The sequence below is a fragment of the Neisseria sp. HMSC070F02 genome, assembly GCF_001814225.1.
Taxonomy (GTDB): domain Bacteria; phylum Pseudomonadota; class Gammaproteobacteria; order Burkholderiales; family Neisseriaceae; genus Neisseria; species Neisseria meningitidis.
Genome location: NZ_KV815355.1, coordinates 63,549 through 77,245 on the forward strand (window position 1 = coordinate 63,549; position 13,697 = coordinate 77,245).

16 protein-coding genes are annotated in these 13,697 nt (G+C 53.2%); 4 read left to right on the forward strand and 12 right to left on the reverse strand.

Translation table 11 applies throughout. From position 1 onward, the window contains the following. Positions 1–39: 39 nt before the first annotated feature. The 7 genes from mpl to HMPREF2959_RS01140 all read right to left on the reverse strand — a co-directional run bounded on the left by mpl (position 40) and on the right by HMPREF2959_RS01140 (position 5,813). Entirely contained in the window at positions 40–1,416 is a 1,377-nt protein-coding gene (gene mpl, locus HMPREF2959_RS01110) for a UDP-N-acetylmuramate:L-alanyl-gamma-D-glutamyl-meso-diaminopimelate ligase (RefSeq protein WP_002243515.1), read from the reverse strand. A 61-nt stretch (positions 1,417–1,477) separates the two neighbouring features. After that, a complete protein-coding gene (locus HMPREF2959_RS01115; RefSeq protein WP_002217199.1) occupies positions 1,478–1,783 on the reverse strand; it encodes a hypothetical protein in 306 nt (101 codons plus the stop codon). Positions 1,784–1,794: 11 nt separating this feature from the next. Beyond that, positions 1,795–2,148 (reverse strand): hypothetical protein, encoded by a 354-nt coding sequence (locus HMPREF2959_RS01120; RefSeq protein ID WP_002217201.1) that lies wholly within the window; start codon positions 2,146–2,148, stop codon positions 1,795–1,797. A gap of 261 nt (positions 2,149–2,409) precedes the next feature. Further along, positions 2,410–2,607 (reverse strand): hypothetical protein, encoded by a 198-nt coding sequence (locus HMPREF2959_RS01125; protein ID WP_002219283.1) that lies wholly within the window; start codon positions 2,605–2,607, stop codon positions 2,410–2,412. Positions 2,608–2,616: 9 nt separating this feature from the next. Then, positions 2,617–3,402 carry a TrmH family RNA methyltransferase gene (locus tag HMPREF2959_RS01130; protein WP_002223777.1) on the reverse strand — a complete coding sequence of 262 codons (786 nt, stop codon included), beginning with the start codon at positions 3,400–3,402 and terminating at the stop codon, positions 2,617–2,619. Between the two features lie 73 nt (positions 3,403–3,475). Further along, the gene (gene tilS / locus HMPREF2959_RS01135) at positions 3,476–4,786 is read right to left on the reverse strand and encodes a tRNA lysidine(34) synthetase TilS (RefSeq protein ID WP_002243514.1); all 1,311 of its coding nucleotides are present in this window, start codon (positions 4,784–4,786) and stop codon (positions 3,476–3,478) included. Between the two features lie 67 nt (positions 4,787–4,853). Continuing rightward, positions 4,854–5,813, reverse strand: a complete 960-nt coding sequence (locus HMPREF2959_RS01140; protein ID WP_002213565.1) for an acetyl-CoA carboxylase carboxyltransferase subunit alpha — start codon at positions 5,811–5,813, stop codon at positions 4,854–4,856. Between the two features lie 210 nt (positions 5,814–6,023). Between HMPREF2959_RS01140 and HMPREF2959_RS01145 the strand changes: the two genes are divergently transcribed. After that, positions 6,024–6,425 carry an RNA-binding S4 domain-containing protein gene (locus tag HMPREF2959_RS01145; protein WP_002223779.1) on the forward strand — a complete coding sequence of 134 codons (402 nt, stop codon included), beginning with the start codon at positions 6,024–6,026 and terminating at the stop codon, positions 6,423–6,425. Positions 6,426–6,492: 67 nt separating this feature from the next. Here HMPREF2959_RS01145 and iscX read toward each other — a convergent pair whose 3' ends face one another. Beyond that, positions 6,493–6,690, reverse strand: coding sequence for a Fe-S cluster assembly protein IscX (iscX, locus tag HMPREF2959_RS01150; protein ID WP_002243513.1), 198 nt, complete (start codon positions 6,688–6,690; stop codon positions 6,493–6,495). 76 nt (positions 6,691–6,766) lie between these two features. On the opposite strand from iscX, the gene HMPREF2959_RS01155 reads away from it, so the two are divergent. Beyond that, the gene (locus tag HMPREF2959_RS01155; protein ID WP_002243512.1) at positions 6,767–7,360 is read left to right on the forward strand and encodes a hypothetical protein; all 594 of its coding nucleotides are present in this window, start codon (positions 6,767–6,769) and stop codon (positions 7,358–7,360) included. Between the two features lie 99 nt (positions 7,361–7,459). Here the strand turns inward: HMPREF2959_RS01155 and fdx are convergent, their stop codons facing one another. The 4 genes from fdx to hscA all read right to left on the reverse strand — a co-directional run bounded on the left by fdx (position 7,460) and on the right by hscA (position 11,248). Beyond that, positions 7,460–7,801, reverse strand: a complete 342-nt coding sequence (gene fdx / locus HMPREF2959_RS01160; protein WP_002219289.1) for an ISC system 2Fe-2S type ferredoxin — start codon at positions 7,799–7,801, stop codon at positions 7,460–7,462. Positions 7,802–7,855: 54 nt separating this feature from the next. Continuing rightward, positions 7,856–8,617 (reverse strand): DUF2314 domain-containing protein, encoded by a 762-nt coding sequence (locus HMPREF2959_RS01165; RefSeq protein WP_002213571.1) that lies wholly within the window; start codon positions 8,615–8,617, stop codon positions 7,856–7,858. A gap of 36 nt (positions 8,618–8,653) precedes the next feature. Further along, positions 8,654–9,310: a GIY-YIG nuclease family protein gene (locus HMPREF2959_RS01170; RefSeq protein WP_083314114.1), complete on the reverse strand. Its 657-nt coding sequence runs from the start codon at positions 9,308–9,310 to the stop codon at positions 8,654–8,656. Between the two features lie 75 nt (positions 9,311–9,385). Further along, the gene (hscA, locus tag HMPREF2959_RS01175; RefSeq protein WP_002243510.1) at positions 9,386–11,248 is read right to left on the reverse strand and encodes a Fe-S protein assembly chaperone HscA; all 1,863 of its coding nucleotides are present in this window, start codon (positions 11,246–11,248) and stop codon (positions 9,386–9,388) included. Between the two features lie 170 nt (positions 11,249–11,418). On the opposite strand from hscA, the gene hpnD reads away from it, so the two are divergent. Further along, positions 11,419–12,291, forward strand: a complete 873-nt coding sequence (gene hpnD / locus HMPREF2959_RS01180) for a presqualene diphosphate synthase HpnD (RefSeq protein ID WP_002234878.1) — start codon at positions 11,419–11,421, stop codon at positions 12,289–12,291. A gap of 78 nt (positions 12,292–12,369) precedes the next feature. Continuing rightward, positions 12,370–13,683 carry a hydroxysqualene dehydroxylase HpnE gene (hpnE, locus tag HMPREF2959_RS01185; protein WP_002234877.1) on the forward strand — a complete coding sequence of 438 codons (1,314 nt, stop codon included), beginning with the start codon at positions 12,370–12,372 and terminating at the stop codon, positions 13,681–13,683. The last annotated feature ends 14 nt before the right edge of the window (positions 13,684–13,697 follow it).

The following is a 13,697-nucleotide window of genomic DNA, read 5'->3' on the forward strand; positions in this document are numbered from 1 at the left end:
CGATGCCGTCTGAAGGGCTTTCAGACGGCATCGCCCGGGCTATCTCAAAGCGTCCAGCAGTTTGGTGTGTATTCCGCCGAAACCGCCGTTGCTCATCACCAAAATATGGTCGCCTGCTTCGGTATGTTTCACGATTTCGGCAATGAAAGCATCGAAATCTTTGCCGACGTGCAGCTTGCCGCCCAAAGGCGCGAGGGCTTCGGCGACGTTCCAGTCCACGCCGCCGGCGTAGCAGAACACTTGGTCGGCACCTTTGAGGCTTTCGGGCAGGGCGGCTTTCATGGTGCCGAGTTTCATGGTGTTGGAACGCGGCTCGAGAACGGCGAGAATGCGGGCGTTTCCGACGCGCTGACGAAGGCCTTCGATGGTGGTTTCGATGGCGGTCGGATGGTGGGCGAAATCGTCGTAAACGGTGATGCCGTTTACCGTACCTTTAATTTCCATGCGGCGTTTGACGTTTTTAAACGCGCTCAAGGCTTCGCAGGCGGTCTGAATATCGACTCCGGCATGACGTGCGGCGGCGATGACGGCAAGCGCGTTCATGCGGTTGTGTCCGCCCATCAAACTCCAAGCGACGTGTCCGGCTTTTTTGCCGTCAAGTAATACGTCGAACGAGCCGTCGGCATTGACTTCGCCGACCTGCCAGCCGTGTTCGGTGCCGAATTTTTCCACCGGCGTCCAGCAGCCTTTGTCCAAAGTGTCTTGCAGGCTTTGCTGCTGTCCGTTGCAGACGATTAAGCCTTCAGACGGCACGGTGCGTACAAGGTGGTGGAACTGGGTCTGTATCGCACCCAAGTTGGCAAAGATGTCGGCGTGGTCGAATTCCAGATTGTTCAACACGGCGGTACGCGGGCGGTAATGCACGAATTTGGAGCGTTTGTCGAAAAAGGCAGTGTCGTATTCGTCGGCTTCGATGACGAAAAACGGCGATTTGCTGTTCGGGTCTTGACGCGGCGTTTGCGGCAGGCGGGCGGAAACGCCGAAATTTTCCGGTACGCCGCCGATGAGGAAGCCCGGCGCGAGTCCGGCATATTCCAAAACCCACGCGAGCATAGACGCGGTGGTCGTTTTGCCGTGCGTCCCCGCCACGCCGAGTACCCAATGATGGTGCAACACGTTTTCAGCCAGCCATTGCGGACCGGAAATATAAGGCAGCCCGCGGTTCAAAATCGCCTCAACCACATCCATCCCGCGCTTGGCGACATTGCCGATGACGTAAACGTCGGCTTTAAATTCCTCCAACTGCGCCGCGTCGAAGCCTTCGTGTACGCCTATGCCCAAGGCTTCGAGCTGGGTGCTCATCGGCGGATACATCTTCGCATCGCAACCGCTGACTTCAAACCCTGCTTCTTTGGCAATGGCGGCAATCCCACCCATAAACGTGCCGCCGATACCGATAATGTGGATGTGTTTCATCAGAGTTCCCTAATCGTTCAAATTCTATTATTCAACGCCGTCATGGCTGATTCGGTTTCAATCAATGCGTCTTTGCACCGGTATTCGAAGCATCCTTATGCGTATTCTCTCTCGGATTTTGGACGTGTTCGTCCCTCACCGTGTCCGAATAATCGCCGACCCCTGCGTCTTCCGCCCTGTCTTTTACTGCCGGTCTAACCGAACTGTACACCCGGTCCCGCCCCAAACCCGCGTTGGTACAATGTTTTCCCGGAGTTTGGCTGTAACTGGTTTTACCATTATGGCGGCACGCGTAAACATTTGCCGAAAATACGGTCTGAACCGCTGTAACAAGCAACATACTTCCAATTATTTTAGATACGCGCATATCAACCTCCTTTATCGTTCTTCTTCAAAAAAGGGAATGTATTTCAATAGCACTTCATCTAATTCTTTCATTCCCTGCTCATAATTGAACGGGTATTCCCAACCATCCCCTACTTTGATTTCAGAAATATCTTTAAACTTCCGCTTAAGGGCGGACACTTTGTCCATATCGTCATCAATTTCCTGTTTGCCGAACGGTATTTTCCGCTTTTCCAAAACCTCGTCATAATAACAAGATAAATTAAGTAATAGCCCCCAAGCACTATTTGCAATTACGACTAATCTATGTTTTTCCCTAGTTAAGTAATCTGCACCGCTATCATAGATTGCCCTTGTCGGGTCATAAAAAAATTCGCAATTTTTCATAGCGTCCCCACACTTTAACCGATTCGCAATTTTATATCCGCGATTTTGCAAGCTGCCCATAAAAACCGATTGCCTGCCAAGACGGCACTACTTGTTAAAGATGCCCGATAATGCCGCAACTCTTCCGTATTTACCGACAAACGCCCTATTTGCTTAGAGCTGTTTTGTTTTCCACAAAACTTTAATTCGTTGATTTAACAAATTTTTTACCAAATTCTTTATTTGTTCGGATTCCATTAGCACGATTTTGAGCAATATCTGTCAAAACCATTTCCACCACACCCAAGCCAAAACCGCCGCCGCCACGGTATTGGACAATAAGATGAGTTTCCACTGCCCGTCCTTCCGCAATGCCGCCTTCTTGGGCTTCAAAGCACCCGCATAAAAAAACGGCGACAGCAGCATAGAAGCGATACATAAGAAAATCAATACGCCGTAATAGATTTTTTCAGACGGCATTTCTTTTCCTCAATACGCCGACCGCTGCCGCATCTGTTCAAACAGGCAGATTGTCGCCGCCATCGCGACATTTAAAGACTCGGTTGCATCGTGCATCGGAATCCTGACACACTTGTCCGCCCTGTCCAAAACCGCTTTACCGACCCCCGCGCCTTCGTTGCCAAACACCCAGGCTGTCGGTCCGCACAAATCTTCGCCGTACAAAACCGCCTGCTTTTCCTCGCGCAAGGCGGTGGCAAACACACGGCCTTTATAGCGCGCCAACCATATTTCCAAATCCGCCTGCGGATAAATGCCCGACAAGAAATGCGCGCCCATCCCCGCGCGCAATACCTTGGGCGACCACGCGTCCGCGCAACCCCTGCCCAAAACGACCGTACCTACCCCTGCCGCCGCCGCACTCCGTAAGACGGTGCCGACATTGCCCGGATCTTGCACGCCGTCCAAAACCACACAGTCGCCTTTGTCCGGCAAGGTTCCGCCCAATGGGATATCAATCAGTGCAAGTATATCGTCTGCACAACTCAAGCTACTGATTTTTTTCAATATGCCGTCTGAAACGGAAAAAATCCTGCCTTCCGGCACAACCGCCCTCAGCCTGCGGATTTCTTCAGACGGCATTTTGCCCTCGGGAATATATACCCCGACCGGCATCCCGCCGGATTGCAGGAAAACCTGAAGCAGGTGCACGCCCTCCAAAACGGTTTGGGCGTATTGCCGTCTGAACTTTCCTTGCGACAACAGGCGGTGCAGGTGCCGGATGTGTTCATTATTGGTCGAACTGATGTGTCTCACTTCACAAGCCTTTTAGAAATATGCAACCGGACAATACCCGACTGAACGCCGCCGAAATCTGTTTGCGATATTATCAAAATAAAATGGGAAAGTCAGGATGGAAGGGCAAAATGCCGTCTGAAACCGAGATTTGAAAATCCGCACAACAGTTTGCCAACGCCAATGGACGGTTTCCGCTGTCGGCAACAAGCGGCCAAATTGGGCGCAGGACAGGCAAAACCCGTTTCCCCTGAAGGATTTTTTTCACATCCTTATGGATGCCGCCGACAGCCAACGTATCCGATACCGCTACCGTCCTCAAAATTCCGTCCTGCTCCAAAAGATGCTCAGGAAGCCCAAACGGATGACGTTTTAAAACAAATCCCTGCCCCGTCAATATTTCCCTTAAATTTCCGCTTATCTGCCTGTCTTTCAAAAACCGCAGTTTATCCGTTTTTTCCAGTCGGAACACAAACAGCCTGCCTGCATAATGATGCAATTCAAAGCCTTGCAAGTTCCAACGTCCGGTTTTTGCCTCCGTCAAAACCCGGGCAATGTCGGCAAGGGCATTCTGATTCGGCATGGGGATGCCGTTTTCCTTCAAAAAATACCGCAAAATATGGGTTTTCCGGCGTGGGGAAAACGCCTGCCAACGCACCGTATCGAAACTGCCTTCCTCACAGACCCAACGGCAGTCCTGACCGATGATTTCGTCCAACAAAGCCAAATCTTCCTGCAAAGCGCGGACATTGTTCAGTACATGCCGCCCGAAATGGGGAATCTGCGCCGAAAGTTCGGGCAAAATACGGTGCCGGAAGCGGTTTCGCAAATAAGCCGTATCGCTATTGCTTTCGTCCTCGATATTCGGCAAACCGTGTTTTTGGGCATAATCCCATATGTCTTGGCGCGAAAAAGGCAGCAAAGGCCGCCAGATGATGCCTTTTTCCCCAAAAGGGCGGACGGTGGGCATAGCCGCCAAAGCGCGCAAACCGCCGCCGCGAGCGACTGCCAGCATAAAGGTTTCGATTTGATCGTCCCTGTGGTGCGCCAACGCCAAAACGTCAAAGCCTTTTTCGGCAAACGCGGCATAACGCTTTTGCCGCGCCGCCGCCTCGATGCCCAAACCGTTTTTTTCCACGCAGACCTTAACCGTTTCCAGCCCCACCCCGAGCATATCGCAATAGTTTTGGCAGAAATCTGCCCAATCGTCGGCACGGGGACTCAAGCCGTGATGGATATGCAATGCATCCGGAATAAAACCGCCCTTTTTTCCGGCGCGGACAAGCAGATGCAGCAAAACGACGGAATCCAAGCCGCCGCTTAATGCCACCGCTGTTTTTTTTCCATTCAGACCTTGAGGAAAACAATCCTTCAAGCATTGCTCAAACGCATCTAAAGTCAGCACGGTTCCGTCCCGATAAAGAAAAAGCAAGCAGTTTCAGACAAACTGCTTGCTGCTTGTTCTACCTGAATTATTGTTCCGAAAATTTGCCGTAAGCCATAATGCGGTCGAAACGGCGCGAAAGCAAATCGGCAAGCGGGATGCTTTGCGCTTCGTGCAGTTGTTTTTCCAAAACGGCTTTCACGTTTTTCATGGTTTGCCCAAAATCCCGATGCGCGCCGCCCAATGGTTCTTTGATGACGGTATCGACCAAGTCCAGCTTTTGCAGGCGGTCAGCAGTAATGCCCAAAGCCTGAGCCGCATCCGCCGCCTTTTCGGCGGTTTTCCACAAAATCGAAGCGCAGCCTTCGGGGGAGATAACAGAATAGGTCGAGTATTGCAGCATATTGACGTAATCGCCTACGGCGACCGCCAACGCACCGCCCGAGCCCCCTTCGCCGATGACGGTACACAAAACGGGGACGTGCAGGCGCGTCAGTTCGTACAGGTTTTTGCCGATGGCTTCCGACTGCCCGCGTTCTTCCGCGCCGATGCCGGGATACGCGCCCGGCGTATCGATAAAGGTCATGACGGGCAAGCCGAATTTTTCTGCCGTCTTCATCAGGCGCAGGGCTTTGCGGTAGCCTTCAGGACGGGGCATACCGAAGTTGCGGCGGATTTTTTCTTTGGTGTCGCGCCCTTTCTGATGCCCGACGACCATCACGCTTTGTCCGTTGAAACGCGCCAATCCGCCGACAATCGCATGATCGTCGGCAAAGTGGCGGTCGCCGTGCAGCTCTTCAAAATCAGTAAACAGCGCATCAATGTAATCCAAAGTATAGGGACGCTGCGGATGCCGGGAAACCTGTGAAACCTGGGCGGGCGTAAGTTTGCTGAAAATCGATTTGGTCAGGTCGTTGCTTTTTTTCTGCAAACGGTGTATTTCGTCCGAAATATCGACGGCAGACTCGTCTTGGACGAAACGCAGCTCATCGATTTTGTTGGTCAGTTCGGCTATGGGTTGTTCAAAATCCAAAAAAACAGGTTTCATAGAATGAAGCTCTCATCAACAGATTCTGCCGCTATCATACGCTATTTGTGCATATTCCGCAGTTAATTTATTGTCCAAAACGGCTTTTCCACACCCTCTTTTTGTGTTCGGACAGCATGGAAAACAGTGGATTAGTGCATATATACTAGTTATAGGCGGCGTATCTTATGCTAAACTTGAAACAAATTCAATTATTTCAAACAAAATCGTATGAAAGACAAGCACGATTCTTCCGCCATGCGGCTGGACAAATGGCTTTGGGCGGCACGTTTTTTCAAGACCCGTTCCCTTGCGCAAAAGCACATCGAACTGGGTAGGGTTCAAGTAAACGGCTCGAAGGTCAAAAACAGTAAAACCATAGACATCGGCGATATTATCGACCTGACGCTCAATTCCCTTCCCTATAAAATCAAGGTTAAAGGTTTGAACCACCAACGCCGCCCGGCATCCGAGGCGCGGCTTCTGTATGAAGAAGACGCAAAAACGGCAGCATTGAGGGAAGAGCGCAAACAGCTCGACCAATTCAGCCGCATCACTTCCGCCCATCCCGACGGCAGACCGACCAAGCGCGACCGCCGCCAACTGGATAGGCTGAAAAAAGGAGACTGGTAAAACCGTTCCCACTGCAAACAGAAGCACGAACCGCGTACCGCCGTATTTCAGACGGCATTCCCGAAACTTATTCTGCCTCGTCTATCCATGCCTGCTGCACGGCTTCGAGAATACGTTCGCCGCAACGGGCGGGGTCGTCGTCAAATTCGGGCAATGCCATAATCAGGTCGCGCAGTTGGGTAAAGCGCACGGTTTTGGGATCGATGGTTTCGCCGTGCAGGTCGTAAAGGTCTTCAGCGATACGTTGTGTGTCTGTCCATTTCATATTAATTTTCCTGTATTTTCCGGTCTTTCAACCGTATAGAACATGTTCCAAATGTATACCCGCCAAGGATAGCTGAATGAATAATGCCTTAACCGCCAAACTTTCCAAACTGGTTTATACCGCTCCGGACAATCCTGATTTCCTTTCCAAGATAGGGGAATTTGACCGTCTGATCCTATTGGTCCGCAGACTGTATCAGATGCTCGACGAACAAAATGCCCTTTCCCGGCTGACACTTTGCATCCGCTGTCAAAACCAAAGAGGGCTTATTGTCCTAGACGGTGCACGGGCTGATTCCGATGCCGCAACAATACGTATGAAGCGGTGGCATATTTATACCCAAATTGCCGAACGTATGGCAAACCGTTATGACCAGATTTCCGTAACAGTTGAAAATGAGACTGCCAATCCTACCCAACTTGAACAATACTATCTGGATATTGCCGATAAAACTATCGCTCTTTTTGGATTGAAGGAAGCGAAACTGCAACAGCAAGAATATCCGGAAGATAAAACGCAGCAGCAATCAATATTGAAAAAGCTATCCGAAAAGCCCGGTCGAAACCTGAGTATGATCAATACGAAAGCCAAAATAGAGCAATATGCGGCAAATCAGACACAAACACCTCTGAAAATTACCCGACAACGGTTTATCTGCCGTCCAAACTAAACTCCGGTTTACCCTTATCAAATACGGGATTACCCTTCTGCTCCGGCTTATGCATATCCGATGCCGTCTGAACCGCATGATGTTTCAGACGGCATTGCGTCAATGCTCCTCTCGGGCATGATTGATAGTATATTTGGGGATTTCCACAATCAAATCTTCGCCGGCGACAACCGCCTGACAACTCAGGCGCGAATCGGCTTCCAAACCCCAAGCCTGATCGAGCAGGTCTTCTTCCAATTCGGTCGGCTCTTCCAAACTGTCGAAACCTTTGCGGATGATGACGTGGCAGGTGGTGCAGGCGCAGGATTTTTCGCAGGCGTGATCGACTTCGATGTCGTGGTCGAGCAGCACGTCGAGGACGGTTTTGCCTTCGGGCGCGTCTTCGATAACCGCGCCTTCGGGGCATAATGTCGTGTGTGGAAGTACGGTGATTTTGGGCATTTTTATTGTCTTTCTGTAAAAAGTGTTTGTGTTCGTTTTCGGAAAACTGTCCGCCTAATGTCGCGGTTCGAGCAGGTCGGCAACATTTTGCCAGCCCGCCAGGCGGGCAAAATCGAGGGCGGTATAGCCTTCCGATGTCTTTGAGGCAGGATTTGCGCCGTATTCAAGCATGGCTTGAACCATAAGTGCATTTCCTGCGATGGCTTCATGATGAAGCGGCGTATAGCCGTCTTCGTCCTGCTCATGCAGAAAATCCGGATTTTGGGACAACTGTTGCCGAAAATCGTCAATACAGTTCCGGCACATCGGATGCTCTTCCAGATTTTCGGGATGTTCTTTTTCTTCATACACCAGCAATACCTGCCCGGGATCGCCGAAATCGATTCCCCATGCGGCATCGTGTTCGGTACGCTCCTCTTCCGTCATCTGTCCACGCATTGCCTGTATGGTAAAGCCGCCGTAGGGAATGCCGTTGCACACGAACATCCAGTCGCTGATGTCGTCAACCGGAACGCAAACGCTTTCGCCTTGTTCGACATTGGTCAGTTCTCCGGGTTCATTGTTCAGCACGCCATAAATGTAAAGACCGTCAAAATAAATATCGTCGATCCACATATGTTCGCAAATTTCGCCGTCTTCGCCGTCTTGGAAAAAAGGGGCTTTGACCATGGCAAAATCTAAGGCGGGAATGATGCGGCGGCGTTCCCAAAAAAGCTCGCGCCAAAAATATTTGAATGTTTTACGGGCGCGTTCGCCGGCACGGTTTACCGGTTTGTCTGCCTGTTCTACATAATAAATGACGGAATCGCCCATCATATCTGCTCCTCAACGTGTACGGTATCTGTTTGCACCTTACTGCGGCTTTCTGCCTTCGGCATCCGATTCGGATTTGAAAAGTTCCAAATATTCGGAATAGGCTTTTTCCAAATCCGCCCGCGAAAAACAGGTGTAAATATGGATGCCGTCTGCAATTTCGTCGGTCAGCCTCGTGCCGCTTTTGCCGAAATATGCTTCTTTAAAAAGGCGGATTTTCGATTTTTTCGGCTTGTAGGATGCCGCGCCCGCCAAAAGCCAGGGCAGCGCGTAAGGGTATTCCCGGTGTCCGCGCCGTACCAAATCAAGCAGTTGTTTGCGGCCGGACCCGGCATTCCCTTCCTGCCTGCGTTCGTGGACGCTTTTTTCAAATTCCGATTCCGCCGTTTCGTTTTTCGGAAACACGATTTCGCCGCGAAGCGATAAAAACAAACGTTTTACAAGGTTTTCGTCCACGGCGAACAATTCGGTATCGCCTATCCTGCTTTTGCTGAAAATTTCATGGAGCAGGTTTTCTTTTTCTTTGTAATTGTCGGTTTTGACGGCGAGGATGCGTTCCAATCTGGCAACGTTCGCATAGCCGTTGTTTTCCAAATGGCGCATTCTGCCTTCAAAATTGCTTACGTCCGAAATGCCGATTTTATACACGCCCTTGATGACGGTTTTCATCAGATAGACAATGCCTGACTTTTCCATATCGATGTTTTTCAAGTGTTTTCGAGCCTTCAGACGGCATCAGGTTATATCTGTGCCGTCTGAAACCATTTGCCATCAAATATTATCAACGCTTTGCCCCGCCAGCGCACGTTGGATGTTGCGGTTCATGCGCTTGGCGGCGAAGTTGTCGGTAATGCTGCCGAGTTTGGCGACGGCGGCGCGGATGTCTTCGGCTTTGCCGTCTTTCAGACGGCCTTGCAAATCGGCGATGTCTTGTTGAATTTGTTGCAATTCTTCGGCTTCCAACAAATCGCCATCCAATTCAAGGGCGGCGTTGACGGCATCGGTCAGGCTTTCGGCTTCGACTACGGCTTCGGCGCGTGCGCGTGCGGCCATGTCTTCGGCAGCGTTGCTCATGCTGTCTTTGAGCATTTGGGTGATAGTGCTGTCGTCCAAGCCGTAGGAAGGTTTGACTTCGATTTGCGCCTGTACGCCGGTGCTTTGTTCTTGTGCGGAAACGGATAGTAATCCGTCAGCGTCAACTTGGAAGGTTACGCGGATACGCGCTGCGCCTGCTGCCATCGGCGGAATGCCGCGTAAGGTAAATTTGGCAAGGCTGCGGCAGTCGGAAACCAGTTCGCGTTCGCCTTGTACGACGTGTATCGTCATCGCGGTCTGACCGTCTTTGAACGTGGTGAAGTCCTGCGCGCGCGAGGTGGGGATGGTGGAATTGCGCGGGATGATTTTTTCGGCAAGCCCGCCGTAGGTTTCCAAACCGAGCGACAGGGGAGTAACGTCCAGCAGCAGCCATTCGCCGTCGGCTTTGTTGCCGGCGAGGACGTTTGCCTGTATGGCTGCGCCGAGCGCGACCACTTCGTCAGGATTGAGGTTGTTCAGCGGGGTTTGACCAAAGAATGTGGCAACTGCTTGTTGGACGTGCAGCATACGGGTCGAACCGCCGACCATAATCACGCCCTTGACATCCGCCTTGCCCACGCCCGCATCTTTCAAAGCCTGTTTGACCGGCTCGATGGTTTTTTGTACCAGATTTTGGGTCAGATTGTGAAACTCTTGGCGGGTAATGACGGTATGAACTTTATGGCCGTCTGAAAGTGTGGTTTCGATGACGGCTTCGGTTTGAGCGGTCAGTTTTTCTTTGGCACTACGGACAAGGGAAAGCAGCAGCCGGCTGTCTTGCTCGTTGAGTTTGGAGAGCTCGTTTTGTTCGAGCAGGTGGCAGAACAAACGATGGTCGAAGTCGTCGCCGCCCAACGCGCTGTTGCCGCCGGTGGCTTTGACTTCAAACAGTCCTTTGGTCAGTTGCAATACGGATACGTCGAATGTGCCGCCCCCTAAGTCGTACACGACAAACGTGCCTTCCGAGGCGTTGTCCAGCCCGTAGGCGATTGCGGCGGCGGTGGGTTCGTTGAGCAGGCGCAATACGTTCAAACCCGCCAGACGCGCGGCATCTTTGGTGGCCTGGCGTTGGGCATCGTCGAAATAGGCGGGGACGGTAATCACCACGCCGACCAAATCGCCGCCCAAGGTTTCTTCGGCGCGCGATTTAAGGGTTTTGAGGATTTCCGCCGACACTTCGACAGGCGTTTTCACCCCCTGCCGCGTATGCAGTTCGATAACGCGTTGATTGTCACCGAAACGGTAAGGCAGGTAATGCGTATTTTGATGCAGATCGGCAAGCGTCCGCCCGATAAGGCGTTTGGCGGAGCTGACGGTGTTCAGCGGGTCGGTTTTTTGGGCGGACAGGGCGGTTTTGCCGACTTCAATGCCGCCGTTTTCCAGATAGCGGACGACGGAAGGCAGGGTAACGCGCCCTTCGGCATCGGGCAGACAGGCGGCACTGCCGCTGCGGACGGTGGCGACCAAGCTGTTGGTCGTACCCAAATCGATGCCTGCCGCCAAACGGTGTCGGTGCGGGGCGGCGGACATACCCGGTTCTGAAATCTGCAAAAGAGCCATAAATTCTGCCTGTCGGTGCGGTGTGTAAAGGAAGGAAGTCGGCATTTTAACAGAATTCGCGCCGATAGTTGAGCAAACCGCTAAGGATTGGGTCGTGCCGCCGAAATTGCCCTCTACCGCCAAATGCCGATAAAATCCGCCTTTCCCTCCCATCATTAGGAATATAAATCGTGAAAGGACTCGACTATTGCCGCCAAAAAGCAGAAGAAAGCCGCTCCAGTTTTTTGTCGGGCTTCCGTTTCCTGACTCAGGAAAAACGGGATGCGGTAACGGTTTTATATGCTTTTTGCCGCGAATTGGACGATGTGGTTGACGAATGTTCCAACCCCGATGTTGCACAGGCGACATTGAACTGGTGGCGCGGCGATTTGGACAAGGTATTCGGCGGCGCGATGCCGGAACACCCCGTCAATCAGGCCTTGCGGCAGGTTAAGGAAACCTTCAAGCTGCCGAAATATGAACTGGAAGCCTTAATCGACGGGATGCAGATGGATTTGGTTCGGGCGCGTTACGGCAGTTTTGAAGAATTGAAACTGTACTGCCGCCGTGTTGCAGGTGTAGTCGGCTGCCTGATTGCGCGGATTTTGGGGTTTTCAGACGGCAAAACGCTGGAATACGCCGACAAGATGGGACTTGCGCTGCAACTGACCAACATCATCCGCGATGTCGGCGAAGACGCGCGCAGGGGACGGATTTACCTGCCGATGGAGGAAATGCAGCGGTTTGATGTCCCCGCAAGCGTGATTTTGCAATGCAGCCCGACGGGCAATTTTGCCGAATTGATGGCGTTCCAAATCAAACGCGCCCGTGAAACCTACCGCGAAGCCGTATCGCTGCTGCCGGCTGCCGATAAAAAAGCCCAAAAAGTCGGACTGGTTATGGCGGCGGTTTATTACGAGCTATTGAACGAAATCGACCGGGACGGCGCGCAAAACGTCCTCAAATACAAAATCGCCCTCCCTTCGCCGCGCAAAAAACGCATTGCCCTGAAAACCTGGTTATTCGGATTCAAACCGCGCCCCGGCACGCCGGAACGGGCATAAGGCGCATACCGCCCGCCCTTCAGGAAAACCCAACCCCCGCCGCCCCGAAAAACGGGGTTTCAACCATTGGAGGAATAAATGATGAACACGCCGCATCCGCGCCCGAAAATCGCCGTCATCGGCGCAGGCTGGGCAGGACTGTCCGCCGCCGTCACCTTGGCGCGGCACGCCGACGTTACCCTGTTTGAAGCCGGCCGGCAGGCGGGCGGCAGGGCGCGCACACTGGCCGGAAATACCGACGGTTTCGGTTTTTTGGACAACGGGCAGCACATTTTGCTCGGCGCATACCGGGGCGTGTTGCGCCTGATGAAAACCATCGGTTCGGATCCCCGTGCCGCCTTTTTGCGCGTACCGCTGCACTGGCATATGCACGGCGGTTTGCAGTTCCGCGCCCTCCCCCTGCCCGCGCCGCTGCATATTTTGGGCGGCGTGCTGCTTGCCCGGCGTGCACCGACTGCATTCAAAGCCAAACTGCTTGCCGATATGTCCGATTTGCAGAAGTCCGCACGCCTCGGACAGCCCGACACGACAGTTGCACAATGGCTGAAACAGCGGAACGTGCCGCGTGCCGCCGTGATGCAGTTTTGGCAGCCGCTGGTGTGGGGTGCGCTCAACACGCCTTTGGAAACCGCAAGCCTGCGCGTGTTGTGCAACGTTTTGTCCGACGGCGTGCTGACGAAAAAATCCGGCAGCGACTATCTCCTACCCAAGCAGGATTTGGGCGCAATCGTCGCCGAACCCGCCTTGGCGGAGCTTCAACGGCTCGGCGCGGACATCCGCCTCGAAACGCGCGTATGCCGTCTGAACCCCCTCCCGGACGGGAAAGTGCTCGTCAACGGCGAAGCTTTCGATGCCGCCGTCCCCGCCACCGCGCCCTACCACGCCGCCGCGCTCCTGCCCGAAGGCACGCCCGAACACGTTCAGACGGCATATCAAAACCTTCGCTATCACGCCATCACCACCGTCTATCTGCGCTACGCCGAACCCGTCCGCCTGCCCGCCCCGCTGACCGGCCTTGCCGACGGCACGGTGCAATGGCTGCTTTGCCGGGGCAGGCTCGGACTGCCTGAAAACGAAGTGTCCGCCGTCATCAGCGTTTCCGACCGCGTCGGCGCGTTTGCAAACCGGGCGTGGGCGGACAAAGCCCACGCCGACCTCAAACGCATCCTTCCGCATTTGGGCGAACCCGAAGCCGTGCGCGTCATCACCGAAAAACGCGCCACAACCGCAGCCGATGCCCCACCACCGGATTTGTCGTGGCTGCACCGGCACCGCATCTTCCCCGCCGGCGACTACCTCCACCCATACTACCCCGCCACGCTCGAAGCCGCCGTACAATCAGGTTTCGCTTCCGCGGAAGCCTGCCTGCAAAGCCTGAACGATGCCGTCTGAAAACGCCGGCCGGC